The organism is Microbacterium sp. NPDC056003 (assembly GCF_042274785.1).
Classification (GTDB): Bacteria; Actinomycetota; Actinomycetes; order Actinomycetales; family Microbacteriaceae; genus Microbacterium.
On record NZ_JBHJXQ010000002.1, the window covers coordinates 413152 to 437813 of the forward strand.

Genomic DNA, 24662 nt, shown 5'->3' on the forward strand with positions numbered 1-24662 from the left:
GGCTAGGCCGCGGCGGCCGCGCGCTCCCCGACGATCGCGCGCACGGCGTCGCGCCCGGCGCGGTTGGCCCCGACTGTCGACTGCGACGGCCCGTAGCCGATGAGGAACAGCCGCGGCTCGTCGATCGAACGCCCGTCGGCGACGCGGATGCCGCCCTCGGGCGTGCGCAGGCGCAACGGCGCCAGGTGGTCGACGGCCGCGCGGAAGCCCGTCGCCCACAGGATGACGTCGGCGGCCACGAATGTGCCGTCGGGCATCCTGACACCGCTCTCCTCCAGGGACGCGAACATCGGATGCCGCACCAGCACGCCTCGCGCATCGGCGGCGCGCGCCCAGGGCGTCCAGTGCATGCCCGTCACCGAGATGACGCTCCCGGGCGGCAGGCCGCGCCGCACGCGGTCCTCCACCCCGGCGATCGCGGCCACCCGGGCCGGGATGTCGAAGTCCTCCTCGACCCACTCGGGCTCCCGGCGCGTGACCCAGAACGTCTCGGCGACGTGGGAGATCTCATCGAGCAGCTGCACCGCCGAGACGCCCGCCCCCACGATCACGACCCTCTTGCCGGCGAACTCCTCGCGCGACACGTAGTCCGCCACGTGCAGCTGACGTCCGCGGAAGCGTTCCTGCCCGGGATAGTGCGGCCAGAACGGGCGCGACCACGTGCCGGTGGCGTTGATCACGTAGCGCGCACTCCAGGCGCCGTGATCGGCCTCGACGAGCAGGCGCCCGTCCGGGTCGTCGCCCTGCCGGCGCACCGCGCGCACCGCAACCGGCCGCTGCACGTCGAGGGCGTACCGCTGCTCGTACTCGGCGAAGTACGCGGGGAGGATGTCGCGGCTGGAGGCCGCGGGGTCCGCCGGCGGGACGGGGAAGCCGGGCAGCTCGTGGATGCCGTTCACCGTCGCCATGCGCAGTGACGCCCAGCGATGCTGCCAGGCACCGCCCGGCCGCGCATCGGCGTCGAGCACCACGAACGTCTCGTCGCCGGGCTGTGCCCGCCCGAGGGTCTCGAACCCGCGACGACGCAGGTGGTAGGCGGCCGAGAGCCCCGCCTGGCCGGCGCCGATCACGGCGACGTCGACGGCTGCGGGCTCCATACTCCGCACCAACAGCGCGCGGCGCGATCGGATTCCCGGTCCCGGTACCCCGCTGCGTGCGCGCCGCCCTTTCCGCCTTCCAACCCCACTGGTAGCGTCCGGAAGCGGAGATGCCATCGACGAAGGAGACGATGACGTGACGAATGTCCGAGACGATGCAGGTGCCCGCGCCGAGGCAGGGCGGCCGCGCGAGCAGTGGACCGGCCAAGTCGGATTCATCCTCGCGGCGATCGGCTCCGCTGTGGGGCTGGGAAACATCTGGCGGTTCCCCGGCGTCGCCTACGAGAACGGCGGCGGAGCATTCCTCATCCCCTACCTCGTGGCCCTGATCACGGCCGGCATCCCGATCCTGTTCCTGGACTATGCGATCGGCCACCGCTCCCGCGGCGCCGCGCCGACGTCGTTCCGTCGGCTCGCCGGCAGGGGCAAGCGCGCCGTCGAGTCGCTCGGGTGGTTCCAGGTGTCGATCGCTTTCGTGATCGGGCTGTACTACACCGCCGTCATCGCGTGGGCGCTGAGCTACTTCATCTTCTCGTTCGACCTGCGGTGGGGTGACGACCCGGCCGGATTCCTCACGGGCGACTACCTGCAGGTCGGCGAGCCCGGCCTCAGCCTCGAGTTCGTACCCGGGGTGCTGATCCCGCTGACCCTCGTGTGGGTCGCCACCATCGCCGTGCTGTGGGCGGGCGTGGCCAAGGGACTGCAGCGGGTGAACGTGATCTTCCTCCCGCTCCTCGTGGTCGCCTTCCTCATCCTCGTCGTACGGGCGCTCTTCCTCGACGGCGCCGTCGAGGGTCTGAACGCGCTGTTCACACCGAACTGGGAGGCGCTGGCGAACCCCAATGTGTGGATCGCGGCCTACAGCCAGATCTTCTTCTCGCTGTCGATCGCCTTCGGCATCATGATCACCTACGCGTCGTATCGGCGCCGGCGGTCGAACCTCACGGGCCCCGGTCTCGTCGTCGCCTTCGCGAACTCGTCGTTCGAGATCCTCGCGGGCATCGGAGTCTTCGCGACCCTCGGGTTCTTCGCGTTCGAGCAGGGCGTCGCGGTATCGGAGCTCGAAGGGCTCACGGGCGTCGGGCTGAGCTTCATCACCTTCCCCGCCATCGTGTCGCAGATGCCCGGCGGCCCGATCTTCGGAGTCCTCTTCTTCGGCTCTCTGGTGATGGCCGGCTTCACGTCTCTGATCTCCGTGATCCAGGTCGTGTCGGCGGCGGTCCAGGAGAAGTTCGGCATCACCCGACGCACCGCGGCGGTGACCGTCGGAGCGATCTCCGCCGTGCTGTCGATCCTGCTCTTCTCGACGACGACCGGGCTGCTCGCCCTCGACGTCGCCGACCAGTGGGCCAACAACGTCGGCATCGTCGCCTCCGCGGTGCTCATGACGATCGTCGTGATCTGGGTGCTCCGCCGCGGACCCGAACTGCGCTTCCACCTCAACGCCGTCTCGACGTTCAAGGTCGGCCGCATCTGGGTGCTGCTCGTGGGTGTTCTCGCACCCATCGTGCTGGGCTACATGCTGATCCAGCGGATCGTCACGCTCGTGATCGAAGGATACGGCGGGATGCCCCCCTGGTACCTGCTGGTCGTCGGCTGGGGCACCATCGCATTCATCGTCATCGCCGCGATCGTGATGGCGCTCATCCCCTGGCGGTCGTCGCCCGACGCGTTCACGGCCTGGCCGCCGTACTCGTCACCTTCGCGGACGCACGCGGAGGCATCCGCGAAGGAGGTGTCGTGATGACAGGAGTCGCCATCACGTTCCTGATCCTGTCGATCATCCTCGTCTGGGGCGGACTCGTCGCCAGCGCGCTGTACCTGCGGTCTCGGCCCGACCCCGCGGAGTACCCGCCGGGCGCGGTGGACGACCACCGCGAGGATGTCGCGCCCATCGAGCACGACACCTGACCCGTCAGTTGAGCGCGCGGGTGCTCGCCGGGATGACCCCGTCGGCGTAGAGGTCGGCGGCGACGTCCTGCAGTGCCGTCAGGGCGACGCGCTGCGGGAGAGGCCCGTAGGAGTTGCGCGCGACGCCGAGCTCCTCGTACTCGCGTGCGGTGAGCGCGCCCGGCAGGCCGATCACGCTGATCTTGCGCTCGCCGATGCCTTCGACCAGCCGGCGCGTGACGTCGGCGTCGAGGATCCCCGGCACGAACACGAGGTCGGCGCCGGCGTCCAGGTATGCGCGGCCGCGCTCGACCGCGTCGGCGATGGAGTCGTCGAGCGGCCGCCCACCCGCGCGCACGAACGCGTCGGTGCGGGCGTTGAGCACGAACGGAACGCCCTCCGCCTCGCCCGCGGCGACGATCGCCTCGACCGCGGCGACCGAGTCCGCGAGCGGCTGGAGCCGGTCCTCGACGTTCGCGCCGACCACGCCCTTGCCGATCGCACGGCGCACCGTCTCCCCCGGGTCGCCGTGACCGGCGTCCAGGTCGGCGGTCACCGGCAGGTCGCCGACCGCCTCGACGATGCGGCCGACCATGTCGAGCATGAGGTCGAGTGGGATCTGCCCGTCGCCGTACCCGTAGGAAGCGGCGATCGAGTGCCCCGCCGTCGCGATCGCCCGCGTCTCGGGCAGCGCCGCGATCGTCTTCGCGGAGACGGCGTCCCACACGTTCACGAGCCGGAGGATCTCCGGGGCGGCGTGGAGACGGGCGAGGGACTGGGCTCTGTCGACCTGGGTGCTCATGCCCCCACGCTAACGGGATCGTGCGATGACGGCACGGGGCGGCTCGGCTTCGGCTACGACACCACGCCGTCGAGGTACCACCATCGTTCGCTCCCGCGGACGAACCTGCTCCGCTCGTGCAGGGCGCCGCGCTCGCGCCCGGACGACCACGACGCCCGGAACTCGACGACCCCTCGTGCGTCCTTTTCGCCGCCCTCCTCCGTCGCGAGGATCTCGAGTCCCGTCCAGCGCTGGGCGGGATCGAGATCGAGGGACTCGGGACGGGTTCCGGGATGCCACGTATCGGAGAGGTACCGGTCGTCACCGGTGACGAACGCGGTGTAGCGCGAGCGCATCAGGCGCTCGGCGGTCGGGGCCGCTGCCGCTCCGGCGAGCAGCGGCGCGCAGCATCCGTCGAACCGATCTCCGCTCCCGCACGGGCACGGCCGGTCTGCGGCGGGGCGGCGAAACCTCACGTCGCGGGCGGACGAAGCGGCCGCACCGAACGACATGTCAGAGCCCCGCCCGCTCGGCGCAGGCCACGCAGCGGGTCGCGGTGGGTCGTACGGCGAGTCTTTCCGGTGGGATGCCGCGGCCGCAGTCGATGCAGATGCCGTCGCTCCCCGACCGGCGTCGCGCGAGGACGTCGTCGATCTCGGCGAGCTCGCGCAGCGCGGCGCCGCGCAGACCCTCGAGGCGCGCCCACTCGCTCGACAGGGTGACGCCCTCGGGATCGTGCTCGTCGTCGGCGTTGTCGCTGCCCCGGTCGGAGCGCAGCTGCGCGATCGCAGCCTCGAGACCTGTCAGCCGCGCAGCGGCCGACGACCGCAGTACCTCGAGGTCTGCGTCGGCTTCGCGGTTCGCAGCCGCGTCGTCGGACGGGGCGGAGTCGGAGCGCACGGACATCGTCCCCGAGCCTACGCGCCGCGGTCGCACCGGTGCCGCGAACATGAACGGGCACCAGTCGACTCCCAGGTGGGAGTGGGATTCTTGAGGTGTCCCCATGGCATCGCGCGGCGCCCGATTCGGGCCCGGCAGACGGCATGGGATCAGACGGCGCCGACGCTCGGCGGGGCCCCGCCTCGTGCCCACCCCCAGGGGCACGAGGGGCGGCCTCTGCGAGTCGCCCAGAGCCGGCGGTCACGGCCCCCCACGAGATCGCCGGCTCCTCCCCAGGACGCGTTCTGCGCTGCCGTGCCGGCGGTGTGGATAAGTCCGTCGGGCACGAACCCGTCGTGGGTACGTTGGGTGCGTGACTTCGCGACCGGCCCCGATGATCCTCGTCGCGTCGGCGCTCGCCGCCATCCTGGCCGGCTGCGCGCCCGCCTCCGAGCAGGCGCCCACCTCGACGGGCGCGTTCGCCGACGAGGCCGAGGCCTTCGCCGCGGCCGAAGAGACCTACCGCGCGTACGTCGATGCGCTTAACGCCGTGGATCTCAGCGATCCTGCGACGTTCGAGGACGTCTACGCGTGGACGACCGGGGAGTTGAATACGCAAGAGCGGCAACAGTTGTCACAGATGCACGCCGACGGCTGGGTAGTGGATGGCAGCACCGTGATCACCAATTTCGTTGGCGACGAGCTGAATGCAGACGAACTTCCAACTGTGGTCGCGACGGTGTGCAGCAACGTCGAAGGGGTGACTGTGGTTGACGCAGAAGGGAACTCGGTCGTCGGGAGCGACAGACCGGAGGTCTACACATTGACGGTGAACTTTGACTCCGACTCAACCTCACCAACAGGTCTCCTGATCAGCTCCAGCAACGCCATCGAGAGCTCCACGTGCAGCTAGCAGCAATCACCATCGCCCTCACGGTTCTGTCCGGCGTGGGAACTGGCGCCTCCCTCGACTGCGGTGGAGCAAGTCAGTGGATCTCCTGTCCGACCGCCGAGAACTCCGGCGACCAGGTCGACATCTCCGCGGGCCTGTCCCGCCCCGGCTCCCAGCCGGCCAATCCGGAGAACTCCGACCGCCCGTCCGACCCTGCCGACCCTGCCGACCCATCGCCAGAGGCGCCCGACGGGGCCGAGGAGTGCGGGTCGCTCGGCTGCCGCGGCAACTATGAAGTGGCGGGGCTCCCCGAAGTGACGCTCGCCGACCTGGCGTCGTTCCGGCCGGCGACACCGGAGCTCACCGGCGAGCCGACCGGGTTCGGCGTCGTGGGCATGCCGACGAACCTGGTGGGCGCGGCATCCGAGCAGCGTCTTTCGGGAACCCTCCTCGGCTGGGACGTGACCGTCCGCTTCGTTCCGGCCGAATTCGTCTTCTCACACGGCGACGGCACGTCGGCGACCACGACGACCGGCGGTGCGAGCTGGGACCGCCTCGCACAAGCGCAGTTCACCCCGACGGCGACGAGCCACGTGTACGGCGACCGCGGCACGTATCCGGTGTCGGTGACCGTGCGGTACGCGGCATCCGTCGACTTCGGCACGGGCCTCTGGCTGCCCGTCGACGGCTTCGTGACGGCGACGAGCGGCGACTACGACGTGCGCGTCGTCGAGGTGCGCACCGCGCTCGTCGACGAGACCTGCCGCGAGAACCCGTCGGGTCCGGGCTGCTGAGCGCGCATCCGGGCGTCCGGCGCCTTGCTCGCGACGTGGCGTCGCGCACGGTGGACCAGCCGGATGGCGGACCGCAGCGGTACGCCGAGGGCGAGGGCGAGGGCGCCCGCGAAGCTCCGATCCTGAGGTCCCAGCACGGTCTTGCGCTCCCACGCATCGCGCAGCGCACCGCCGATGCGACCCAGCGGGGGCTGCGGCGCGAGGACACCGCTTCGGCGGGCGTCGATGAGGTCGCCCATGCGCTGCGCCCAGTCGTCGTCCTCGGGCCGATGGAAGTAGTTGTCCTCGAGCCAGGCCTCGGCGGGCCGCCGGAAACTCCGCTCGACGACGTCGTCTTCACTGCCGAGGAGGCCTGCGTCGGCCAGCACCTCGTTGATCAGTGCGGGCGCCACGCCGAACGAGTCCAGCGCGATGACCGGAAGGCCGAGCGCGATCGCCTCGATCGCAGCCGTGGAGCTGACCGTCAGCACTCCCTCCGCCGTGCGCAGCGCGCTGGCCATCGACGTGGTCGAGGTCACGAGGTTGGCGGGCAGCCGTCCGAGCGTCGCGAGGAGGTCGGGGTAGCTGTCGCGCTCGGCGTGCGTCTGCATCTCGCCGCGCGCGGCACGCAGCTTGACCACCACGCGGCGCGACGGGTCGGCGTCGGCGGCACGCACCAGCAGCCGGGCGATCCGCAGACGGTCGGCCCGCGCGGCCGGCACCTTCGCCTGCGGCGCGAAGACCAGATCCGTGCCCCCTCCGCCGGGCAGGGCACCGCCGCTGCGCGCGAACGGGAGCGTCGCCAGCGCGAACCGCTGCGGCATCCCGAGAGTGACCGAGAGCCGGTCGAACTCACGACGCTCGCGGTGCGAGTGGAGGAGGAACAGGTCGCACTGCGTCCGGTACACGATCGCCTTGCGGGTCGCCGGTATCGAGATGCCGGGCAGCCCGGTCACGATGACCGGGCGGGGCGAGAGCCCGGCGATCTCGCGAGCGAGCATGCGCACGAGCGGCCCGCGGCCCGCCAGGACCACCGCGTCCGCCCGCTGCTCCCCCAGGCGGGACATGAGGTCGGGCCAGGCGACACGCGACACGCGCTCCCGCGGCAGTCCACCGCCGCGGAGCTGGGAATCGAGCTGATCGTCGGACACCGCAAGCGGCGTGCGCAGCACCAGGAGCGAAGCATCCCACCGCCCATCGAGCGTGCCGAGGAGCGCCGCAGCCCACTTCACATAGGAGTCACTGTCGGCGACTGCGACGATGCGCCGCGCCGGCCTCACGCCGGGACGCGGCGCAGCTTCGCCATCGGCGCGAGCTCGCCCGGATAGATGCGCTTCACGCCGTCGCCGAGAGCGGCCTCGATCACACGGATGTCGCGCACGAGGTGCTGAAGCCCCGTCGGCTCGAGTGAGGCCGCATGGTCGGAGCCCCACATCGTGCGATCGAGGGTGATGTGCCGCTCCACCGCGACCGCGCCCAGTGCCACCGCGGCGAGCGAGATCTGCAGTCCGCGCTCATGGCCCGAGTACCCCACCGGGACGCCGGGGTACCGGTCGCGCAGCGCGGGGATCATCCGAAGGTTGGCCTCAGCGGGCTCCATCGGGTAGGTCGAGGTCGCATGCATGAGCAGGAGGCGCTCGGTTCCGACGACCTCGATCGCCGCGTCGATCTGCTCGACGGTCGACATCCCCGTCGAAAGGATGAGCGTCTTGCCGGTGGCACGCAGCGCCTCGAGCAGTCCGCGATCGGTGAGCGATGCGGACGCCACCTTGTGGGCGGTGACGCCGAGTCCCTCCAGGAACGCGACGCTGGGTTCGTCCCACGGCGAGGCGAACCACTCGAGGCCGCGCAGCAGAGCATGATCGGAGATCTCGATGTACTGGTCTCGGTCGAACTCGACGCGCCGGCGATAGTCCAGATACGGCATCGTGCCCCACGGCGTCTCGCGCGGGACGTCGCGCATGTGCTCGGGCGTGCAGAGCTCGGGAGTCCGCTTCTGGAACTTCACCGCATCCGCCCCGGCATCGGCGGCGACATCGATGAGCTGCTTGGCCAGCTCGACGTCCCCGTTGTGGTTGAGGCCGATCTCGGCGATCACGTACGCGGGACGACCGCCTCCGACGACGCGGGATCCGATGGTCACGGTCATGGTGCCTCCTGGGCGATGACGAGGTGGGCAGCTCCCGCGCGGACGGCGAGGATGCGATCGGCGAGATCGCGCACCGCACCGTGGCCGCCCCGGCGGTCGAGCACGGTGCGGGCAGCGGCGAGGACGGCGTGGGGCGCGTCGGGGACGGCGACGGGCCACCCCACGATCTCGAGGCAGCGCAGATCGTTGACGTCGTTGCCGAGATAGGCGATGCGCGAGAGCGGGATGCCGCGCTCCGCGGCCCACTCGCGCAGCGCCGATCCCTTGTCGGCGACGTTCTGCACGACATCGACTCCCAGCTTGCGCGCTCGCGCCGAGACGACGGGGTTGGACTCCGTGGAGAGGATCAGCACCGGGATGCCCTCTGCCCGGAGCAGCGACACGCCCATCCCGTCGGCGCGGCTCACCGTCACCGACTCCGTGCCGTCTTCGGCCACGCGCACGGTGTCGTCGGTGTGCACACCGTCGAAGTCGGTGACCACCGCGTCGACGTCGAGGGCCGCGGGCGCGTCGACCAGCGCGGCGAGGGCGCGAGCGATGTCGAGCTCGGCTGCCGAGTCGATCTCGATCGCCGTGCGCGGGGCGACCTCCGCGATGCCGATGCTGCCGAAGAACCGGTGCCCCGTCGCACGGAATCCGGCGGCGCGCATCACGTAGAAGGCACCCGTCTCGAGGTACTGCGGCTCGCGTTCCTGGCGTCGGAGCCGCACCTCCACGTCGTGATTGACGGGCGCCGCGGCGCACCCGGCCGGCTTGGCCCAGAGGAAGGCGTGGGTCTCGACGGCCGAGAAGACCGTGTCGCGCCGTCGAGACCGCACCAGGTGCACAGCGCCGTCGAGGGCGGGCACGTCGATGAACGGCGAAGTCGGCTGCAGGAACGCGATGACGCCGACGTCCACCCCGCGCGCGTCGAGGGTCTCGAGGGCGTGCTGCAGCGCGCTCTCCGAGCTGGCCTCGTCGCCGGCGAGCACGGCGGGTCGCTCGACCACCTCGGCGCCCCACTCCCGGGCCAGCGCGGCGATGTCCGCATCGTCCGTCGTGACGACGACCCGATCGATGGACGGGCACCGGTGTGCGGCATCGACGGCGCGAGCAATGAGCGGGATGCCGCCGACCCGGCGGAGATTCTTGCGCGGCACGCCCTTCGACCCGCCGCGCGCGGGGATGATGGCTACGACCTCGCTCATGCCGTCTGCTCCCGGGGTGCGCTCCCCCGGCCGACCGTCACGGTCGATCCGGTTCCCGCGAGCACGAGCGGCAGAGTGGTGGTGGTGGTCGAGACGATCGTGCGGATGTCGAGCGGACCGGCTGCCCCTGCGAGGACGAGCTCGACGGGCAGTCCGGTCTCGCGGATCGTGAGACCGGCGACCCCCGCCACGGCGGCGAGCTGCTCCGGCGTCTCTCGTCGGTGCGGCAGATACACGGCCGGACCGAGGCCCGCGGCATCCCGTACCCACTGGAGATAGTCCTCGAGCGACAGCCGTCCGTCGACCGGCCGGGCGCTGCCGAGGAGCACTCGGTCGGCGAGGCTCGCCACCGCCGGAGCGCTGGCGCGCGTCCAGTCGAAGGCATGACGGCGGATGGCGAAGCCACGGTCGCTCAGTGCGTCCACCCGATCGTCGCCGAGGTCGAAAGCGGTGAAGAACTCGACACGTCGGGCGGCCGCGCGCCGCAGCACCATCTCGTGGGCGAGCGGCGCGAACCAGGTCGTCAGGCCGCGCTCGACCACCTCGGGACGCGCGTACGGCCTCCGGTCGAGAAGGGTGTCGGCGTAGGCGAGCGCGTTCGCGCCGTCGTCGAGAAAGGTGAGACGGTCCGGGCGCAGCAGGGCGGCAGCCGCCCGGAACTGCCCCGAGAAGCCATCGCCGACGAGCCAGTGTCCGTGCCGGGTGAGCAGCGAGAAAGGGATGCCGAGGTACGGCTCGAGGTGCCCGAACCGCGCACGACGCGCGAGCAGCTCGTCGGCGGTCGCCGACATCTGCGCCGTCAGACGCCCGGCGACGGTGACGGTTGTGCGGTGCGCCGCAGCCCACTCCGCGGCACCCACGAGCTGAAGCGGGGACTCGACCCACGCGACGACCTCGCTGCGCACGATGGCACCTCCTCCTCGGCTGTCCGACCACGCTGGACGGCGCGGATGAACGGCGGCACGCCCGGTAGGCGACCGCGCGGCGTCGGACAGGTGAACGACGGGTGCCGCGACCGGTGCCGCGACGGGCGCCGACGGGTCCGAGCCGCGACGGGCGCCGCAACGGGTCCGAGCTGATCCGTCACCCCGTCGCGGGGCGTCTGACGCGCGTGCCAGGATGAAGCGCGTGACCGACCGCCTCATGCTCCTCGACTCGGCTTCGCTCTACTTCCGCGCGTTCTACGGCGTCCCCGACACGGTGCGCGCACCCGACGGCACGCCGGTGAATGCGGTGCGCGGCTTCCTCGACATCATCACCCGCCTGGTCACGACCTACCGGCCGACGCATCTCGTCGCCTGCTGGGACGACGACTGGCGTCCGCAGTGGCGCGTCGACCTCATCCCGACGTACAAGACCCATCGCGTCGCCGAGGTGGTCGCGGCCGGTCCCGACATCGAAGTCGTCCCCGACCCGCTCGAGGCGCAGGTGCCGGTCATCCGCGAGACCCTCGACGCGCTCGGCATCCGCATCGTCGGCGCTGCCGAGCACGAGGCCGACGACGTCATCGGCACGCTGGCGACGCGCGCCACCATTCCGGTCGATGTCGTGACCGGCGACCGCGACCTCTTCCAGCTCGTGGACGACGCCCGCGACGTGCGCGTCGTCTACACCGCTCGGGGAATGAGCAACCTCGAAGTGCTGACCGACGCGAGCGTGGTCGCCAAGTACGGCGTGCTGCCCAGCCAGTACGCCGACTTCGCCACCCTCCGCGGCGACTCCTCCGACGGGCTGCCCGGCGTCGCGGGCATCGGGGAGAAGACCGCCGCCGGACTCCTGGCCGCCCACGGCGACCTGCCCGGCATCCTCGCCGCCGCCGAATCAGGCGAGGGCATGTCGGCCGGCGTCCGCGCGAAGCTCGAGGCCGGCGCGCCCTACCTGGCGGTCGCCCCGAAGGTGGTCGCCGTGGTGCGCGACCTTCCGCTGCCCGAGGTCGACGCGCGACTGCGCCCGCTCGACGCCGAGCGGAAGGCGGCGGCTGAAGCCCTCGCCGAGCGCTGGGCGCTGGGTTCCTCGATGGCGCGCATCACCGACGCCCTCGAGCGCGTCGACGCCTGACCGCGGCCCCCGCCCGCTCACCTGTCACGACCTGCCGGGGCACCCGTCGCTTCGTGACAGGTGAGGAGGCGGTGGCAGGGGTCAGGTCGTCGGGGAGAGGCCGAGCCCCGCGGCGATCACGCCGCGCGCCCAGATGTAGTGGTTTCCGCCGCACTCCCACGCGAACTCGCCGAGAGGCGACCCCTGCGTCCACGCGAAGGCGTCGGGTGCCGTGAGCTCGGCGTCCGTGCGGAGCGCGACCATGGCCTGCAGCGCCTCGTGCGAGGCCCGTACGAGGGCCAGCAGTTCGCCGAGCCCGGTGCCCTGCCACTGCTGCCGCAGTTCCTCGTTCAGCTGTGCGAGCTCGCGCCAGGTGTATCCCTCCGCGGGGATCGCGGGCGAGCCACCGGCCTCCCCGTCGGAGTACCACCGCTCCAGCAGGATGTGCCAGGCATGCAGGTGCGCGATCACGTCGCGCACGGTGCGGTCTCGTCCGTCGCCGGCGAACTCCTCGGTCAGGCGCTCCTCCGGCAGCCCTTCGATCAGCGCGAAGAGCGCGGCGAACTCGGCGTCGTTGCGGGCGATGAGCTCTGCGTGCGTGTAGTCCACGACGCCACCGTAGCCGGGAAGCCCGCCGAGGTCACCGATCGCGTGCGGCCCACTCCCGCAGGCGATCGAGCGGCCAGGTGGTGACGATCCGGTCCGCCGGGACCCCCATCCGCTCCGCACGCTCCGCGCCGTGGTCGATCAGCGACAGCTGCCCGGGCGCATGCGCGTCGGAGTCGATCGAGAAGAGGCATCCGATCTCCAGCGCGAGCGCGATCAGCTCGTCGGGCGGGTCCTGCCGCTCCGGGCGGGAGTTGATCTCGACCGCGACGCCGTGCGACGCGCACGCCTCGAAGACCGCTCTCGGGTCGAACGACGACTGCGGCCGGGTGCCGCGCGCGCCTTCGACCAGGCGTCCCGTGACGTGGCCGAGCACGTCGACGTGCGGGTTGGACGCGGCCGCGACGAGCCGTCGCGTCATCGGCGCCCGCTCCATCCGCAGCTTCGAGTGCGCCGAGGCCACGACGATGTCGAGCTCGTCGAGCAGGCCTGCCTCCTGGTCGAGGGCGCCGTCGTCGAGGATGTCGACCTCGATGCCCGACAGCAGGGTGAACCCGTCCCCGCTCATACCGGCGACGACCTCGAGCTGGGCGCGCAGGCGCTCGGGCGACAGCCCGTTCGCGACGCGCAGCCTCGGCGAGTGGTCGGTGAGCGCAAGGTACTCGTGGCCGAGCGCGCGCGCCGCGTCGACCATGAGGTCGATCGAGGTGAGGCCGTCCGACCAGTCGCTGTGCGCGTGCAGGTCGCCGCGCAGGAGCCCCCGCAGCCGAGACGCCACCACCACCCCCGCGCGCTCGCGGAGGTCGGCGAGGTAGGCCGGCACGGTCCCGCCGAGCGCTTCCTGGATGACGGCGAAGGTCGAGTCGCCGATGCCCTTGCGACGGCGGAGGGATGCGGCATCCCGCAGCTGCTCGTCTGTCAGGCCCGCGATCGCGTCGGCCGCTGCGCGGAACGCCTTCGACTTGTATCGCGACGACCGCTCGCGCTCGAGCAGCGTCGCGATCTCGGTGAGCGCGTCGTGGGGATTCATCGCACGCCCGGCGACGGGCAACGGGTCATTCGACGGCCAGCGCCGATCGCTTCACCACGACGGGGACGTCCGCGAGCCGGTGGATCGCCCATCCGAACAGGATCGCGAGCACGCCCATTCCTGCCGCGAACAGGGCGACGCCGTACGCGACGACCGAGGTGAACAGCGACGCGCGCAGGAACGAGGCCTGCATCATCGTCGCCCGGACCGGGTCGTCCTGGTCGAGCTCGGCGTAGGTCTTGCCGCCCGACGCCTGCAGCGCGTGGTGGTTGATGATGTCGGCCTGGACGTAGGCCGTCACCGGACCGGTGACCTGCTGACCCTGGAACGCCGCGGCGTCGTCGGGGATCGTGATGTTCTCAGCGGTCAGCTGCATCGTCACCGCGATCCACGCGATGATCGCGACGACGATCAGCAGGACGCCGCCGACGATGCCGAGCACGCCGACCGCCTTGACCAGGCCGACCTTCTTCGCCGGCGGCGCTACGGCGTCTGCGGTCGTCGTGGGAAGGTCCTGGCTCATGGCGTCCTCCTGATCGGTGATCGTGGGGCCACGCTATCGGCGCGCCCGACCGCGAGGGAAGAGCGCCGGCCGTGCAAAAGGCGTCGCGTCAGGAGGCGAGCGCCCGAGTGACCTCGACCCACCGGTCGAGGGTCGCGAGTGCCGCGCCGCTGTCGATCGCCTCGGCGGATGCGTCCCGCGCCTCGGCGAGGCGCTCCAGGATCGGCCGCTGCACCTGCGCCGCATCCTGGAACAGGCGGTAGGCCACGATGCCGGCGGCGGCATTGAGCAGCACGATGTCGCGCACGGGACCCTCCTCGCCGCCGAGCACGCGCCGCACGACGGCCGCATTGTGGGCGGGGTCGCCGCCGAGCAGGTCGTCGATGTCGGCGAGCGGGATGCCGAGGTCGCGCGGATCGAGGTCGTGCTCGTGGATGTCGCCGCGGCTGACCTCCCAGAGGCGGCTGTGGCCCGTGGTCGTCAGCTCGTCGAGCCCGTCGTCGCCGCGGAACACCAGGGCGGTCGCGCCGCGGGTGCGGAACACACCGGTGATGAGCGGGACTCGGTCGAGCTGAGCCACGCCGACGGCGTTCGCCTCGGCGCGCGCGGGGTTGCACAGCGGACCCAGGAAGTTGAAGACCGTGGGCACGCCCAGCTCGCTGCGCGTGGGCCCCGCGTGCTTGAACCCGGGGTGGAAGGCCGCGGCCCACGCGAACGTGATGCCGGCCTGCGGCAGAGCCTCGGCCACGGCCTCGGGCGGGAGCGAGAGGTCGACGCCGAGAGCGCCCAGCACGTCGGATGAACCCGAGGCGGAGCTGGCAGCGCGGTTGCCGTGCTTGACGACGGGGACACCGGATGCCGCGGCCACGAGCGCGGCCATGGTGGAGACGTTGACCGTGCCGAAGCGGTCGCCGCCCGTGCCCACGATGTCGAGGACGGCGGGGTCGACGCGCAACGGCACGGCGGCCTCGAGGATCGCGTCGCGGAACCCGACGATCTCGTCGACCGTCTCGCCCTTGGCGCGCAGGGCCAGGAGGAATCCGGCCAACTGGGACGGTGTCGCCGCGCCGTTCATGATCTGCCGCATCGCCCACGTCGACTCGGAGACGCTGAGGTCGCGACGCTCCAGCAGCGTGGTGAGGACGTTCGGCCAGGTGTACAGCTCCGCCATGACCACGAGCCTAGCCGTGCGGCGGGATCGGAACCGTTTCGTGACACGGCGTCCCGCCGGCGCCGGTTCTGCGTCTTCACCACGTGTTCACGGCATACTCGCGGGCACCCCTTAGGTGGTCCTAAGTTCCGTCCGTGGCAATTGCATCGCCCGTGATGCGAATATCGTGTCCCAGGATCGGCCATAATGGGGAGCGTGACGACCTCCTCAGCGACCTACGCCCAGGCCATGCGGTCCGTCAAGCGGCCCGATCCGGTCGCCGTCGGAACGATCGTGTGGCTCGGCAGCGAGGTGATGTTCTTCGCGGGTCTCTTCGCGATCTACTTCACCCTGCGCAACGCCTCCCCCGATCTGTGGGCGGAAGAGACGCAGCTGCTCAACATCCCCTACGCGACCGTGAACACGATCATCCTCGTGCTCTCGTCGGTCACCTGCCAGATGGGCGTCTTCGCCGCTGAGCGATTCCAGCCCTACTCGACGCGCAAGCGCGGCTGGCTCGGCTGGGGCATGGTCGAGTGGTTCTGGCTGACCTTCGCCCTCGGTGCCATCTTCGTGTCGGGTCAGGTCTGGGAGTACGCACAGCTCGTCGCCGAGGGGATGCCGATCACCGCGAACTCGTACGCGTCGGCGTTCTACCTCACCACCGGGTTCCACGCGCTCCACGTCACCGGCGGCCTCATCGCCTTCCTCCTGGTGATCGGCCGCGCCTACGCCGTCAAGAACTTCGGGCGCAAAGAGATGACGTCCTCGATCGTCGTGTCGTACTACTGGCACTTCGTCGACGTCGTCTGGATCGCCCTGTTCCTCGTCATCTACTTCCTGAAATAAGAGCGGAGCTGATTCCCGACATGGCACGAGACACCCCGCGCCGCTCGAAAGGCCGCCGCAGCCCCTGGGCTGCTGCCGCGCTCATCGGCATCGGACTTCTGATCACCGGCGGCGTGTACGCGGGCGCGTCCGCGGCAGTGGCCGCCACGACCGAGACCACGGTCGCCACCGCGACTACCGTCGAGGACGGCAAGCTGCTGTTCCAGGCGAACTGCGCCACCTGCCACGGCCTCGACGTGCAGGGCACGCCCGACGGCCCGTCGCTGTACGGCGTGGGCGAGCTCGCGGTGCACTTCCAGATGAGCACCGGCCGCATGCCCCTGCAGATGCAGGGACCCCAGGCTCCGCAGAAGCCCGTCCAGTTCACCGATGAGCAGATCGCCGCGGTCGGCGCCTACATCCAGAGCATCGCCCCCGGCCCGAGCTTCCCGTCGGAGGAAGTGCTCGACGGCGAGGGCAACGCCGCCGAGGGCGGCGAGCTGTTCCGCATCAACTGCGCGATGTGCCACAACGTGGCCGGAGCGGGCGGAGCGCTCACCGAGGGCAAGTACGCCCCGGCGCTCTACAACACCACCCCGCTCAACATGTACGCGGCGATGGTCACCGGTCCGCAGAACATGCCGGTCTTCAACGACATGACGCTGACGACCGAGGAGAAGCGCGACATCATCTCCTACCTGCTGTTCCTGCAGGACACCCAGTCGCCCGGCGGGTTCACGCTCGGATCGCTCGGCCCCGTCTCCGAGGGCCTCTTCATCTGGATCTTCGGCATCGGCTCGCTGATCGCCATCACCGTGTGGATCACGGCGAAGTCCAACTGAACGTACTGACACGCAAGACCTGACGAGGAGCAGCATGGCACACGAGGACGACCCGCTCGAGCACGAGAGGGCTTCCTGGAAGCCCTCCACCGGGCTCGCCGTCGCGGTCAACGACCCGGTGCGCGCCCCGGAGTTCCCTCCGCATCGCGAGCGGATGACCGACAAGGACCCGAAGGCCATGAAGGCCGCCGTCCGCACGGTCTACACGTTGTTCTACCTGTCGATCGCCGGCAGCATCTGGGCCATCGCGGCCTACATGCTCTTCCCGATCGAGAGCGGGCGGATGACCGACATCCGCAACAACAACCTCTTCATCGGTCTCGGCATCGCCTTCGCCCTGCTCGCCATCGGAGTGGCAGCCATCCACTGGTCGAAGGCGGTCATGTCCGACCGCGAGTTCGTCGAGCCGCGGCACGCGACCCGTGGCCGTGATTCGACGCGTGAGGCCGCGATCCAGGCGTTCGCCGACGCCAACGAGGACTCCGGCTTCGGTCGCCGCACGATGATCCGCAACTCGATGATCGCAGCGCTCGTCGCCTCGGTGGCGCCCGCGATCGTGCTGTTCCGCGGCCTCGCGCCGCAGGACTCGCCCGAGCACCCCGAGGGCGGCAACCCGGTCTTCCTCCTCAGCCACACCATGTGGAAGGAGGGGATGCGCCTCGCCCACGACCCGAGCGGTGAGCCGATCCGCGCCGCGGACGTCACTCTGGGCTCGGCCGTGCACGTCATCCCCGAGGAGCTCGCCGAGCTCTCGCACAGCGACGGCTATCTCGAGGAGAAGGCGAAGGCGATCGTCCTCCTCATGCGCCTGCTCCCCGACCAGCTGATCGAGAGCCCGGAGCGCGCCGACTGGTCGTACGACGGGATCGTCGCCTACTCCAAGGTCTGCACGCACGTCGGCTGCCCGGTCGCCCTCTACGAGCAGCAGACCCACCACCTGCTGTGCCCGTGCCACCAGTCCCAGTTCGACGTGACCGACGCCGCGAAGGTCATCTTCGGGCCGGCCGCTCGTCCCCTGCCCCAGCTGCCGATCACGGTCGACGCCGAGGGCTACCTGGTCGCCCGCAGCGACTTCACCGAACCCGTCGGCCCGAGCTTCTGGGAGCGTCATTGAGTACCGCAACCGCAACCGAGGACCTCGTCGAGGCGCCTCCTGCCACGACGCCCCGTGACAAGCCGCTGGGCGGACGCTTCATCGGCGCCGCGTCGAACTACATCGACGAGCGCACGAGCCTGTCGGGCTTCGTCAAGGAGCTGGGCCGCAAGGTCTTCCCCGACCACTGGTCGTTCATGCTCGGCGAGATCGCCCTGTGGAGCTTCGTCGTCGTGCTCCTCACCGGCACCTTCCTGACGTTCTTCTTCCAGGCGTCGATGGTCGAGACGCACTACACCGGCGCCTACCTCCCGATGCGCGGCATCGAGATGTCTGCGGCGATGGCGTCCACCCTCGAGATCTCGTTCGATCTCCGCGGCGGGCTCCTGGTGCGTCAGATGCACCACTGGTCCGCGCTCGTGTTCGTCGCCGGCATCGGCGTGCACATGCTCCGCGTGTTCTTCACCGGCGCGTTCCGCAAGCCGCGCGAGCTGAACTGGGTCATCGGGTTCATCCTCTTCATCCTCGCGATGGGCGAGGGCTTCACCGGCTACTCGCTCCCCGACGACGTCCTGTCGGGCAACGGCCTCCGCATCATCGACGGCATGGTCAAGGGCATCCCGCTCATCGGCACGTGGACCTCGTTCCTGCTGTTCGGCGGCGAGTTCCCGGGCACGGCGATCGTGGGCCGCCTGTACTCGCTGCACATCCTGCTGCTGCCCGCGATCCTCGTCGGCCTGCTCGTGCTCCACCTCATGCTGATGGTGATCAACAAGCACACACAGTTCGGCGGCCCCGGCCGAGCCAACAGCAACGTCGTCGGCTACCCGATGATGCCGGTCTACATGTCGAAGATGGGCGGCTTCCTGTTCATCACGTTCGGCGTGATCGCGCTCATCGCGGCGCTGTTCACGATCAACCCGATCTGGAACTACGGCCCGTACGACCCGTCGCCCGTTTCCGCCGGCACGCAGCCCGACTGGTACATCGGCTTCGCCGACGGTGCCCTGCGTCTCGTGCCCCCGGGCTGGGAGTTCGTCTTCCTGGACCACACCTGGTCGTTCAACATCATCGTTCCGCTCGTCGCGCTCGGTCTGTTCATCGTCCTCGTGCTCATCTACCCCTTCATCGAGGCGTGGGTGACCGGAGACAAGCGCGAGCACCACATCGCCGAGCGTCCGCGCAACGCGCCGACCCGCACCGCCATCGGCGCCGCCGGTGTCACGTTCTACGCCGTTCTCTGGGCAGCGGCGGCGTCCGACATCATCGCGACCCACTTCTGGCTCACGATGGAGGGCGTCATCCACACCCTCCAGGCGCTGCTCTTCATCGGCCCGATCGTCGCGTACTTCGTCTCGAAGCGCATCGCGATCGCGCTCCAGAAGAAGGACCGCGAGATCGCCCTGCACGGCTACGAGTCCGGGCGCATCGTCCGCCTCCCCGGTGGCGAGTACATCGAGGTGCACCAGCCCGTCGACGAGTACGAGCGCTACAAGCTGGTCGACTTCGTGACGTACGAGCCGCTCGTCGTGCGGCCCAACGCCAAGGGCCGCATCCCGTGGCACGAGAACCTTCGCGCGGTCATTTCGCGCTGGTTCTTCGAGGACCGCCTCACCCCGGTCACCCAGACCGAGCTCGACGAGGCCCTCTCGCACCAGCACCACACCCTCGACCACATCGCTGAGGAAGAGGACGCCGAGATCCAGGCCGCGCACGAGCGCGCCGGGGTGCCGGATGCTCCTCACGTGCCCCTCGACGACGGCCGCAACAGTGAGACCGCGGTCCGTCCGACGAACGTCATCGTTCCCGAGGACGGCCAGAAGAAGCCGCGCAACCGAGAGAAGGACGCCGACCGCTGACGTCGTCCTCCCCCGTCAGAACGCCCCGGCACGACCCTTCACGGGTTCGCAGCCGGGGCGTTCTGCGTCACCGCTCCCCCGCACCAACCCCGCGCGCCGCAGGCCGATCGGCAGGAATCCGGCGACCCATGACAGCCCGACGGTACGCATCGTGAGGCGCCCTTCCGTAGCGTGGACGCATGACCACAGCGCTCGACTACTTCTCGGCCAAGCTCGCTCTCGAGACGGACGCCTCGGACGTCTACGCGGCGCAGAAGGCCGGCGAGACGTTCGTGCTCGTCGACGTGCGCGGCGATGAGGCGTGGGCGCAGGGACGGCTAGCCGGCGCAGTCCACATGCCGCACCAGGAGATCGCACAGCGCGCGGCGGCCGAGCTCGACAGAGGCGTCCCCGTCGTCGTCTACTGCTGGAGCCCGGGCTGCAACGGCGGTGCGAAAGGCGCCCTTCAGTTCGCGAAGCTCGGCTTCGAGGTGCGCGAGATGATCGGCGGCTACGAGTACTGGATCCGCGAGGGTCAGCCCATCGAGAACGACGAGGGCCCGCTCCCCCGGGTGTTCGATGAGCAGGTCATGGTCGTGCGCTCGCCCATCGCACCCTGAGAACGATTCAGGGCGCCTCTCAGGCCGACTCCAGGCCCTCGTCCAGGCCTTCGGTGAACCGGGCCGCGGCCGCGCCGTAGAACGACGTCCTGCTGCTCAGACCGAACGGCTCCGCCGGTCCGAGCTCCACGTCGAAGATCACGACTGTGACGTTGTCGCGTGTGCCGGCCGTCAGCCCGAGGGCGACCGCGGCACCCGCGGCCTCGACAGCGTCGCCGCATCGCGCGACCACCGCCGCGATGTCGCTCGGCGGCACGTAGTCGGTCAAGCCGTCGCTGCACAGCAGCCAGCGATCGCCATGACGCGCATCGTGCTCGGCCACGACGACACGATCGCGCTCTCCGCCGCTGAGCGAGGCGGTGATGAGGTTGCGTCGCGGATGGGTCGCGGCATCCGCTTCCGCCACCAGCCCCCGCTCGACGAGCACCTGCACGTACGAATCGTCACGCGTCTGCTGAGTCATGACGCCATCGCGCAACAGGTATGCGCGAGAGTCGCCGGTGTGAGCGAGCAGGAGCGTGTCGTCCTCCGACACGAAGACGCCGGTGAAGGTCGTCGCCATGCCCGACAGCGCCGGATCGCGCTCGACGTGCGCCCGCAGATCCCAATTGGCCGCTCTCACGCTGACAGCCAGCGCGGCGGCATCGACGGTGCCGACCCGGCCGGCCGCCAGACGATGAACGAAAGCGGCCGAGGCGAGATCTCCGGCAGGACCGCCGCCCACACCGTCAGCCACCGCACCGCCCCAGGGTGCCGTGAAGGCGGCGTCCTGGTTGACGGATCGGTAGGCTCCGGTGTCGGAGACGGCGGCGGCACGCAGCCGCACGCGGGAAGGCCGCAACGGCACGATCAGCGCGCGAAGTACCCGCGGTAGTACTCGTAGACCCAGCCGACGATGGCGATGACGAAGACGCCGACGCCGATCGGCACCATCCACGCGCCGACGGCCAGGCCGATCATCGCGAGAGCAGCCGAGAAGGCGAGGACGATCGGCCACCACGACCACGGGCTGAACTCGCCCAGCTCGGGGTCGCCGTCGTCGATGTCGGACGTCAGGACGTCTTCGGGAAGCTCCCCACCCTGCGCGTTGTGCACACGGCTGATGTAGAACGCGATGAGCGCACCCATCAGTGAGGTGAAGATCAGCGCCACGGCGCCGACCCACTCGATCGCCCGGTACCACGGCACGTCGGGGTGGGCGACGATGTTCCACACGATGTAGACCACGCCCACGAGGGCGAAGAACACGGTGAGGAGCCACCACAGTCCGGTGTTGGTGCGCACTTACTTCACCTCTCCGTCGGCGGCGTCGACAACCGGGGCTTCAGGCGCGTCCTTCGCAGGTCCGACACCGACGGGGATCCCCGCCTCGGGGTGGTTGAGGTCGAACGCCGGGCGCTCGCTGCGGATACGCGGGATCGACGTGAAGTTGTGCCGCGGCGGCGGGCACGAGGTGGCCCACTCGAGCGAGGCGCCGTAGCCCCACGGGTCGTTCACGGTCACGCGCGGCGCCTTGCGGGCGGTGATCCACACGTTGAACAGGAACGGGATCATCGAGGCGCCGAGGATGATCGCGCCGACCGTCGAGACCTGGTTCTGCCACGTCCAGCCGTCGGCCGCCGAGTAGTCCGCGTAGCGGCGCACCATGCCGTCCACGCCCAGCCAGTGCTGGATGAGGAAGGTCATGTGGAAGCCGATGAACAGCAGCCAGAAGTGCACCATGCCGAGGCGCTCGTTGAGCATCTTTCCGGTCCACTTCGGCCACCAGAAGTAGAAGCCGGCGAACATCGCGAAGACGACGGTTCCGAACACGACGTAGTGGAAGTGCGCGACGACGAAGTACGAGTCGGAAAGGTGGAAGTCCAGCGGCGGCGAGGCGAGGATGACGCCGGTGAGGCCACCGAAGACGAACGACACGAGGAAGCCGAGGGCGAAGACCATCGGGGTCTCGAACGTCACCGAGCCTCGCCAGAGCGTTCCGATCCAGTTGAAGATCTTCACACCGGTCGGCACCGCGATGAGCATGGTCATCAGGGCGAAGAACGGCAGCAGAACCGCGCCGGTGACGTACATGTGGTGGGCCCACACCGCCACGGAGAGGGCGGCGATCGCGATCGTCGCGTAGACGAGGGTCTTGTACCCGAAGATCGGCTTGCGGCTGAACACCGGGAAGATCTCCGAGACGATGCCGAAGAACGGCAGGGCGATGATGTACACCTCTGGGTGTCCGAAGAACCAGAACAGGTGCTGCCACAGCAGGACGCCGCCGTTGGCCGGGTCGTAGATGTGGGCGCCGAGCACACGGTCGGCCGCGGCGGCCAGGATGGCGGCGGCGAGCACCGGGAACGCCATCAGGATCAGGATGCTCGTGATCAGCGTGTTCCACGAGAAGATCGGCATGCGCCACATGGTCATGCCCGGCGCGCGCATCGTGATGATCGTCGTGATGAAGTTCACCGCGCCGAGGATCGTTCCGAAACCGCTCATGCCGAGGCCGAGCATCCAGAGGTTTCCTCCGGCACCCGGGGAGAAGCTGGCATTGGCGAGCGGCTGGTAGGCGAACCAGCCGAACGACGCCGCGCCCTGCGGGGTGAGGAAGCCGGCCACGGCGATGGTCGAGCCGAAGAGGAACAGCCAGAACGCGAACGCGTTCAGACGCGGGAAGGCGACGTCGGGCGCGCCGATCTGCAGCGGCAGGATCGCGTTGGCGAACCCGGCGAACAGTGGCGTCGCGAACATGAGCAGCATGATCGTGCCGTGCATCGTGAAGAGCTGGTTGTACTGCTCCTTCGTCGGGATGATCTGCATCCCGGGCTCGAAGAGCTCAGCACGGATGATCAGCGCCATCACTCCTCCGAGGAGGAAGAACAGCACCGACGAGATGAGGTAGAGGTAGCCGATCGTCTTGTGGTCGGTGGAGGTGATCCACTTGACGATGATGTTGCCCTTCTGCTCGACGCGCGAAGCGCTGAGCAGTGCGGCCTGGCGAGGCGGCAGTGTGGTCGGGCGACCCTGAGTCGTCCCCTGAAGTGGAACCGTCGTCGCCATGATCAGTCGTCTCCCTCGGAGCTCGCACCCGTTCCGGGCAGATTCTGAAGTCGGTCGTACTCGTCGTTGATGTCACCGGTCTGGCCGGCCTCGCGAAGGGTGTCGAGGTAATCCTCGTACTCGGCTTCGCTGACGACCTCGACATTGAAGAGCATCATCGAGTGGTACTCGCCGCAGAGTTCGGCGCACTTGCCGGCGTACTCCCCCTCGCGGGTGGGAGTGAACGACCAGTAGTTGTCCCTCCCGATGTACATGTCCTTCTTGTACAGGAAGTCGATGATCCAGAACGAGTGGATCACGTCGCGCGACTGGAGCTTGATCTTGACCGTCTTGTCGACCGGGAGGACGAGCTTCGGCAGCTCGGTGGTGACGTTGCCCTGCTCGTCGGTCTGCGCCTGGACGCCCATGGTCCACACCGTGTCGTCGTCGGACTCGCCGTCGTACTGGAAGTCCCAGGACCACTGCTTGCCGATCGCGACGATCGAGACGTCGGGGTCTTCCGTCTGGGTCTCGAGGATCGTCTGGTCGCGCGCCGTGAACGCGAAGAAGCCGATCACGAGGATCAGCGGCACGACCGTGTAGAAGATCTCGATCGGCATGTTGTAGCGCAGCTGCACGGGGAGGCCCACCTGACCGCGGCGGCGACGGTAGGCGATCGCAGCCCAGCCCATGAGGCCCCACGTGATGACGCCGACGGCCAGCAGCACGAGCCAGGAGTTGACCCACAGACCGGCGACCATGTCGGTGCGATCGGTGGCCGGCTGGCCGCTCTCGACGAAGCCCGGCAGGAAGCCGTGGAGCTCGGTCGGGGTGCATCCGGCGAGTACTGCGGCCGTTGCGATCCCGAGCGGGAGAACGGCCCAGCGGATACGGCGTTTCGAGGGCACGGTGCACCTTTCCGGGTCGCGAACAGGACTCTCCTCAGTCTAGGGCAAGCATCCAGGGTATTCAGGCCATCCGCCCAGGTTGACCTGTGTCGCGAGGGGGGAAAACCGCAGGCCCGGAGCACTCCATGGAGCGCTCCGGGCCTGCGGAAATCGGGCTGGATCAGTGGAAGCTGTCACCGCAGGCGCAGCTGCCGGCGGCGTTGGGGTTGTCGATTGTGAACCCCTGCTCCGAGATCGTGTCCTTGAAGTCGATGGTCGCGCCGTCGAGGTACGGGACGCTCATGTCGTCGACGATGACCTCGACGCCGTCGAAGTCGACCGTCTTGTCGCCGTCGAGATAGCGCTCGTCGAAATACAGCTGGTAGATCAGCCCGCTGCAGCCTCCGGGCTGCACGGCCACGCGCAGACGCAGGTCGTCGCGGCCCTCCTGCGACAGGAGGCTCTTCACCTTGAGCGAGGCGGCTTCGGTCAGTGCGACGCCGTGTTCGCGAACGGACTGGTCGGTCGACAGCGCAGTGTCGGTCATGGCACTC

Annotated in this window: 27 protein-coding genes; 10 read left to right on the forward strand and 17 right to left on the reverse strand. The window is 69.7% G+C overall.

Going from position 1 to position 24662, the window contains the following annotated elements; genetic code table 11:
• Nucleotides 1–2: 2 nt before the first annotated feature.
• Nucleotides 3–1097, reverse strand: coding sequence for an NAD(P)-binding domain-containing protein (locus ACFC1W_RS11280; RefSeq protein ID WP_375992378.1), 1095 nt, complete (start codon nt 1095–1097; stop codon nt 3–5).
• A gap of 136 nt (nt 1098–1233) precedes the next feature.
• On the opposite strand from ACFC1W_RS11280, the gene ACFC1W_RS11285 reads away from it, so the two are divergent.
• Complete coding sequence (locus ACFC1W_RS11285) at nt 1234–2841, forward strand: sodium-dependent transporter (RefSeq protein ID WP_375992381.1); 1608 nt, start codon at nt 1234–1236, stop codon at nt 2839–2841.
• Nucleotides 2841–3008, forward strand: a complete 168-nt coding sequence (locus ACFC1W_RS11290) for a methionine/alanine import family NSS transporter small subunit (protein WP_375992383.1) — start codon at nt 2841–2843, stop codon at nt 3006–3008. Before ACFC1W_RS11285 ends, ACFC1W_RS11290 begins: the two co-directional genes overlap by 1 nt.
• 4 nt (nt 3009–3012) lie before the next feature.
• On the opposite strand, the gene ACFC1W_RS11295 is transcribed toward ACFC1W_RS11290, so the two are convergent.
• The 3 genes from ACFC1W_RS11295 to ACFC1W_RS11305 are packed head-to-tail and all read right to left on the reverse strand — an operon-like array spanning nt 3013 to nt 4674.
• Nucleotides 3013–3789 carry an isocitrate lyase/phosphoenolpyruvate mutase family protein gene (locus tag ACFC1W_RS11295; protein WP_375992386.1) on the reverse strand — a complete coding sequence of 259 codons (777 nt, stop codon included), beginning with the start codon at nt 3787–3789 and terminating at the stop codon, nt 3013–3015.
• A 53-nt stretch (nt 3790–3842) separates the two neighbouring features.
• Nucleotides 3843–4280, reverse strand: coding sequence for a YchJ family protein (locus ACFC1W_RS11300; RefSeq protein WP_375992389.1), 438 nt, complete (start codon nt 4278–4280; stop codon nt 3843–3845).
• Nucleotide 4281: 1 nt separating this feature from the next.
• Complete coding sequence (locus ACFC1W_RS11305) at nt 4282–4674, reverse strand: TraR/DksA family transcriptional regulator (protein WP_375992391.1); 393 nt, start codon at nt 4672–4674, stop codon at nt 4282–4284.
• A 346-nt stretch (nt 4675–5020) separates the two neighbouring features.
• Between ACFC1W_RS11305 and ACFC1W_RS11310 the strand changes: the two genes are divergently transcribed.
• Together ACFC1W_RS11310 and ACFC1W_RS11315 are read left to right on the forward strand one after the other, a co-directional pair.
• On the forward strand, nt 5021–5560 hold the full coding sequence (locus ACFC1W_RS11310) for a hypothetical protein (RefSeq protein ID WP_375992393.1): 540 nt from the start codon (nt 5021–5023) through the stop codon (nt 5558–5560).
• The gene (locus ACFC1W_RS11315; protein WP_375992396.1) at nt 5551–6333 is read left to right on the forward strand and encodes a hypothetical protein; all 783 of its coding nucleotides are present in this window, start codon (nt 5551–5553) and stop codon (nt 6331–6333) included. Before ACFC1W_RS11310 ends, ACFC1W_RS11315 begins: the two co-directional genes overlap by 10 nt.
• Here the strand turns inward: ACFC1W_RS11315 and ACFC1W_RS11320 are convergent.
• The 4 genes from ACFC1W_RS11320 to ACFC1W_RS11335 are packed head-to-tail and all read right to left on the reverse strand — an operon-like array spanning nt 6252 to nt 10553.
• Nucleotides 6252–7592 (reverse strand): DUF6716 putative glycosyltransferase, encoded by a 1341-nt coding sequence (locus ACFC1W_RS11320; RefSeq protein ID WP_375992399.1) that lies wholly within the window; start codon nt 7590–7592, stop codon nt 6252–6254. The two genes, ACFC1W_RS11315 and ACFC1W_RS11320, sit on opposite strands and share 82 nt — an antisense overlap.
• Nucleotides 7589–8461 carry an N-acetylneuraminate synthase family protein gene (locus ACFC1W_RS11325; RefSeq protein ID WP_375992401.1) on the reverse strand — a complete coding sequence of 291 codons (873 nt, stop codon included), beginning with the start codon at nt 8459–8461 and terminating at the stop codon, nt 7589–7591. The genes ACFC1W_RS11320 and ACFC1W_RS11325 overlap by 4 nt, the downstream gene beginning before the upstream one ends.
• Nucleotides 8458–9648 carry a cytidylyltransferase domain-containing protein gene (locus tag ACFC1W_RS11330; protein ID WP_375992403.1) on the reverse strand — a complete coding sequence of 397 codons (1191 nt, stop codon included), beginning with the start codon at nt 9646–9648 and terminating at the stop codon, nt 8458–8460. Before ACFC1W_RS11330 ends, ACFC1W_RS11325 begins: the two co-directional genes overlap by 4 nt.
• Nucleotides 9645–10553 carry a hypothetical protein gene (locus ACFC1W_RS11335; RefSeq protein WP_375992406.1) on the reverse strand — a complete coding sequence of 303 codons (909 nt, stop codon included), beginning with the start codon at nt 10551–10553 and terminating at the stop codon, nt 9645–9647. The genes ACFC1W_RS11330 and ACFC1W_RS11335 overlap by 4 nt, the downstream gene beginning before the upstream one ends.
• 223 nt (nt 10554–10776) lie before the next feature.
• Here ACFC1W_RS11335 and ACFC1W_RS11340 point away from each other — a divergent pair, with 223 nt between their 5' ends.
• Nucleotides 10777–11706 (forward strand): 5'-3' exonuclease H3TH domain-containing protein, encoded by a 930-nt coding sequence (locus tag ACFC1W_RS11340; RefSeq protein ID WP_375992409.1) that lies wholly within the window; start codon nt 10777–10779, stop codon nt 11704–11706.
• Between the two features lie 81 nt (nt 11707–11787).
• Here the strand turns inward: ACFC1W_RS11340 and ACFC1W_RS11345 are convergent, their stop codons facing one another.
• The 4 genes from ACFC1W_RS11345 to trpD all read right to left on the reverse strand — a co-directional run bounded on the left by ACFC1W_RS11345 (nt 11788) and on the right by trpD (nt 14994).
• The gene (locus tag ACFC1W_RS11345) at nt 11788–12294 is read right to left on the reverse strand and encodes a ClbS/DfsB family four-helix bundle protein (protein WP_375992411.1); all 507 of its coding nucleotides are present in this window, start codon (nt 12292–12294) and stop codon (nt 11788–11790) included.
• 31 nt (nt 12295–12325) lie between these two features.
• A complete protein-coding gene (locus ACFC1W_RS11350; RefSeq protein WP_375992896.1) occupies nt 12326–13321 on the reverse strand; it encodes a PHP domain-containing protein in 996 nt (331 codons plus the stop codon).
• 25 nt (nt 13322–13346) lie between these two features.
• Complete coding sequence (locus tag ACFC1W_RS11355) at nt 13347–13844, reverse strand: aromatic ring-opening dioxygenase LigA (protein ID WP_375992414.1); 498 nt, start codon at nt 13842–13844, stop codon at nt 13347–13349.
• Nucleotides 13845–13932: 88 nt separating this feature from the next.
• The gene (trpD, locus tag ACFC1W_RS11360; protein WP_375992417.1) at nt 13933–14994 is read right to left on the reverse strand and encodes an anthranilate phosphoribosyltransferase; all 1062 of its coding nucleotides are present in this window, start codon (nt 14992–14994) and stop codon (nt 13933–13935) included.
• Nucleotides 14995–15180: 186 nt separating this feature from the next.
• Between trpD and ACFC1W_RS11365 the strand changes: the two genes are divergently transcribed.
• The 5 genes from ACFC1W_RS11365 (at nt 15181) to ACFC1W_RS11385 (ending at nt 20194) form a co-directional block, all read left to right on the forward strand.
• On the forward strand, nt 15181–15822 hold the full coding sequence (locus tag ACFC1W_RS11365) for a heme-copper oxidase subunit III (RefSeq protein ID WP_191766275.1): 642 nt from the start codon (nt 15181–15183) through the stop codon (nt 15820–15822).
• A 20-nt stretch (nt 15823–15842) separates the two neighbouring features.
• Complete coding sequence (locus tag ACFC1W_RS11370) at nt 15843–16643, forward strand: c-type cytochrome (protein ID WP_375992420.1); 801 nt, start codon at nt 15843–15845, stop codon at nt 16641–16643.
• 34 nt (nt 16644–16677) lie between these two features.
• Nucleotides 16678–17757 carry a ubiquinol-cytochrome c reductase iron-sulfur subunit gene (locus tag ACFC1W_RS11375; protein WP_241110822.1) on the forward strand — a complete coding sequence of 360 codons (1080 nt, stop codon included), beginning with the start codon at nt 16678–16680 and terminating at the stop codon, nt 17755–17757.
• On the forward strand, nt 17754–19595 hold the full coding sequence (locus tag ACFC1W_RS11380; protein ID WP_375992423.1) for a cytochrome bc complex cytochrome b subunit: 1842 nt from the start codon (nt 17754–17756) through the stop codon (nt 19593–19595). The genes ACFC1W_RS11375 and ACFC1W_RS11380 overlap by 4 nt, the downstream gene beginning before the upstream one ends.
• Nucleotides 19596–19774: 179 nt before the next feature.
• The gene (locus ACFC1W_RS11385; protein ID WP_375992426.1) at nt 19775–20194 is read left to right on the forward strand and encodes a rhodanese-like domain-containing protein; all 420 of its coding nucleotides are present in this window, start codon (nt 19775–19777) and stop codon (nt 20192–20194) included.
• 19 nt (nt 20195–20213) lie between these two features.
• On the opposite strand, the gene ACFC1W_RS11390 is transcribed toward ACFC1W_RS11385, so the two are convergent.
• From ACFC1W_RS11390 to ACFC1W_RS11410, 5 genes are all read right to left on the reverse strand, one after another.
• On the reverse strand, nt 20214–21020 hold the full coding sequence (locus ACFC1W_RS11390) for a PP2C family protein-serine/threonine phosphatase (RefSeq protein ID WP_375992428.1): 807 nt from the start codon (nt 21018–21020) through the stop codon (nt 20214–20216).
• Nucleotides 21021–21043: 23 nt separating this feature from the next.
• Nucleotides 21044–21478 carry a cytochrome c oxidase subunit 4 gene (locus ACFC1W_RS11395; protein ID WP_375992431.1) on the reverse strand — a complete coding sequence of 145 codons (435 nt, stop codon included), beginning with the start codon at nt 21476–21478 and terminating at the stop codon, nt 21044–21046.
• Complete coding sequence (gene ctaD / locus ACFC1W_RS11400) at nt 21479–23242, reverse strand: cytochrome c oxidase subunit I (RefSeq protein ID WP_191766268.1); 1764 nt, start codon at nt 23240–23242, stop codon at nt 21479–21481.
• Between the two features lie 2 nt (nt 23243–23244).
• A complete protein-coding gene (coxB, locus tag ACFC1W_RS11405; RefSeq protein ID WP_375992434.1) occupies nt 23245–24129 on the reverse strand; it encodes a cytochrome c oxidase subunit II in 885 nt (294 codons plus the stop codon).
• A gap of 160 nt (nt 24130–24289) precedes the next feature.
• Nucleotides 24290–24655: an iron-sulfur cluster assembly accessory protein gene (locus ACFC1W_RS11410; protein ID WP_191766266.1), complete on the reverse strand. Its 366-nt coding sequence runs from the start codon at nt 24653–24655 to the stop codon at nt 24290–24292.
• Nucleotides 24656–24662: the final 7 nt, after the last annotated feature.

Bases quoted from the DNA above. Each gene is read 5' to 3' on its own strand.
- ACFC1W_RS11280 (WP_375992378.1), bottom strand. From the start codon at position 1,097: ATGGAGCCCGCAGCCGTCGACGTCGCCGTGATCGGCGCCGGCCAGGCG.
- ACFC1W_RS11290 (WP_375992383.1), top strand. From the start codon at position 2,841: ATGACAGGAGTCGCCATCACGTTCCTGATCCTGTCGATCATCCTCGTC.
- ACFC1W_RS11295 (WP_375992386.1), bottom strand. From the start codon at position 3,789: ATGAGCACCCAGGTCGACAGAGCCCAGTCCCTCGCCCGTCTCCACGCC.
- ACFC1W_RS11300 (WP_375992389.1), bottom strand. From the start codon at position 4,280: ATGTCGTTCGGTGCGGCCGCTTCGTCCGCCCGCGACGTGAGGTTTCGC.
- ACFC1W_RS11305 (WP_375992391.1), bottom strand. From the start codon at position 4,674: ATGTCCGTGCGCTCCGACTCCGCCCCGTCCGACGACGCGGCTGCGAAC.
- ACFC1W_RS11325 (WP_375992401.1), bottom strand. From the start codon at position 8,461: ATGACCGTGACCATCGGATCCCGCGTCGTCGGAGGCGGTCGTCCCGCG.
- ACFC1W_RS11330 (WP_375992403.1), bottom strand. From the start codon at position 9,648: ATGAGCGAGGTCGTAGCCATCATCCCCGCGCGCGGCGGGTCGAAGGGC.
- ACFC1W_RS11350 (WP_375992896.1), bottom strand. From the start codon at position 13,321: ATGAATCCCCACGACGCGCTCACCGAGATCGCGACGCTGCTCGAGCGC.
- ACFC1W_RS11355 (WP_375992414.1), bottom strand. From the start codon at position 13,844: ATGAGCCAGGACCTTCCCACGACGACCGCAGACGCCGTAGCGCCGCCG.
- trpD (WP_375992417.1), bottom strand. From the start codon at position 14,994: ATGGCGGAGCTGTACACCTGGCCGAACGTCCTCACCACGCTGCTGGAG.
- ACFC1W_RS11365 (WP_191766275.1), top strand. From the start codon at position 15,181: ATGGGGAGCGTGACGACCTCCTCAGCGACCTACGCCCAGGCCATGCGG.
- ACFC1W_RS11370 (WP_375992420.1), top strand. From the start codon at position 15,843: ATGGCACGAGACACCCCGCGCCGCTCGAAAGGCCGCCGCAGCCCCTGG.
- ACFC1W_RS11375 (WP_241110822.1), top strand. From the start codon at position 16,678: ATGGCACACGAGGACGACCCGCTCGAGCACGAGAGGGCTTCCTGGAAG.
- ACFC1W_RS11385 (WP_375992426.1), top strand. From the start codon at position 19,775: ATGACCACAGCGCTCGACTACTTCTCGGCCAAGCTCGCTCTCGAGACG.
- ctaD (WP_191766268.1), bottom strand. From the start codon at position 23,242: ATGGCGACGACGGTTCCACTTCAGGGGACGACTCAGGGTCGCCCGACC.
- ACFC1W_RS11410 (WP_191766266.1), bottom strand. From the start codon at position 24,655: ATGACCGACACTGCGCTGTCGACCGACCAGTCCGTTCGCGAACACGGC.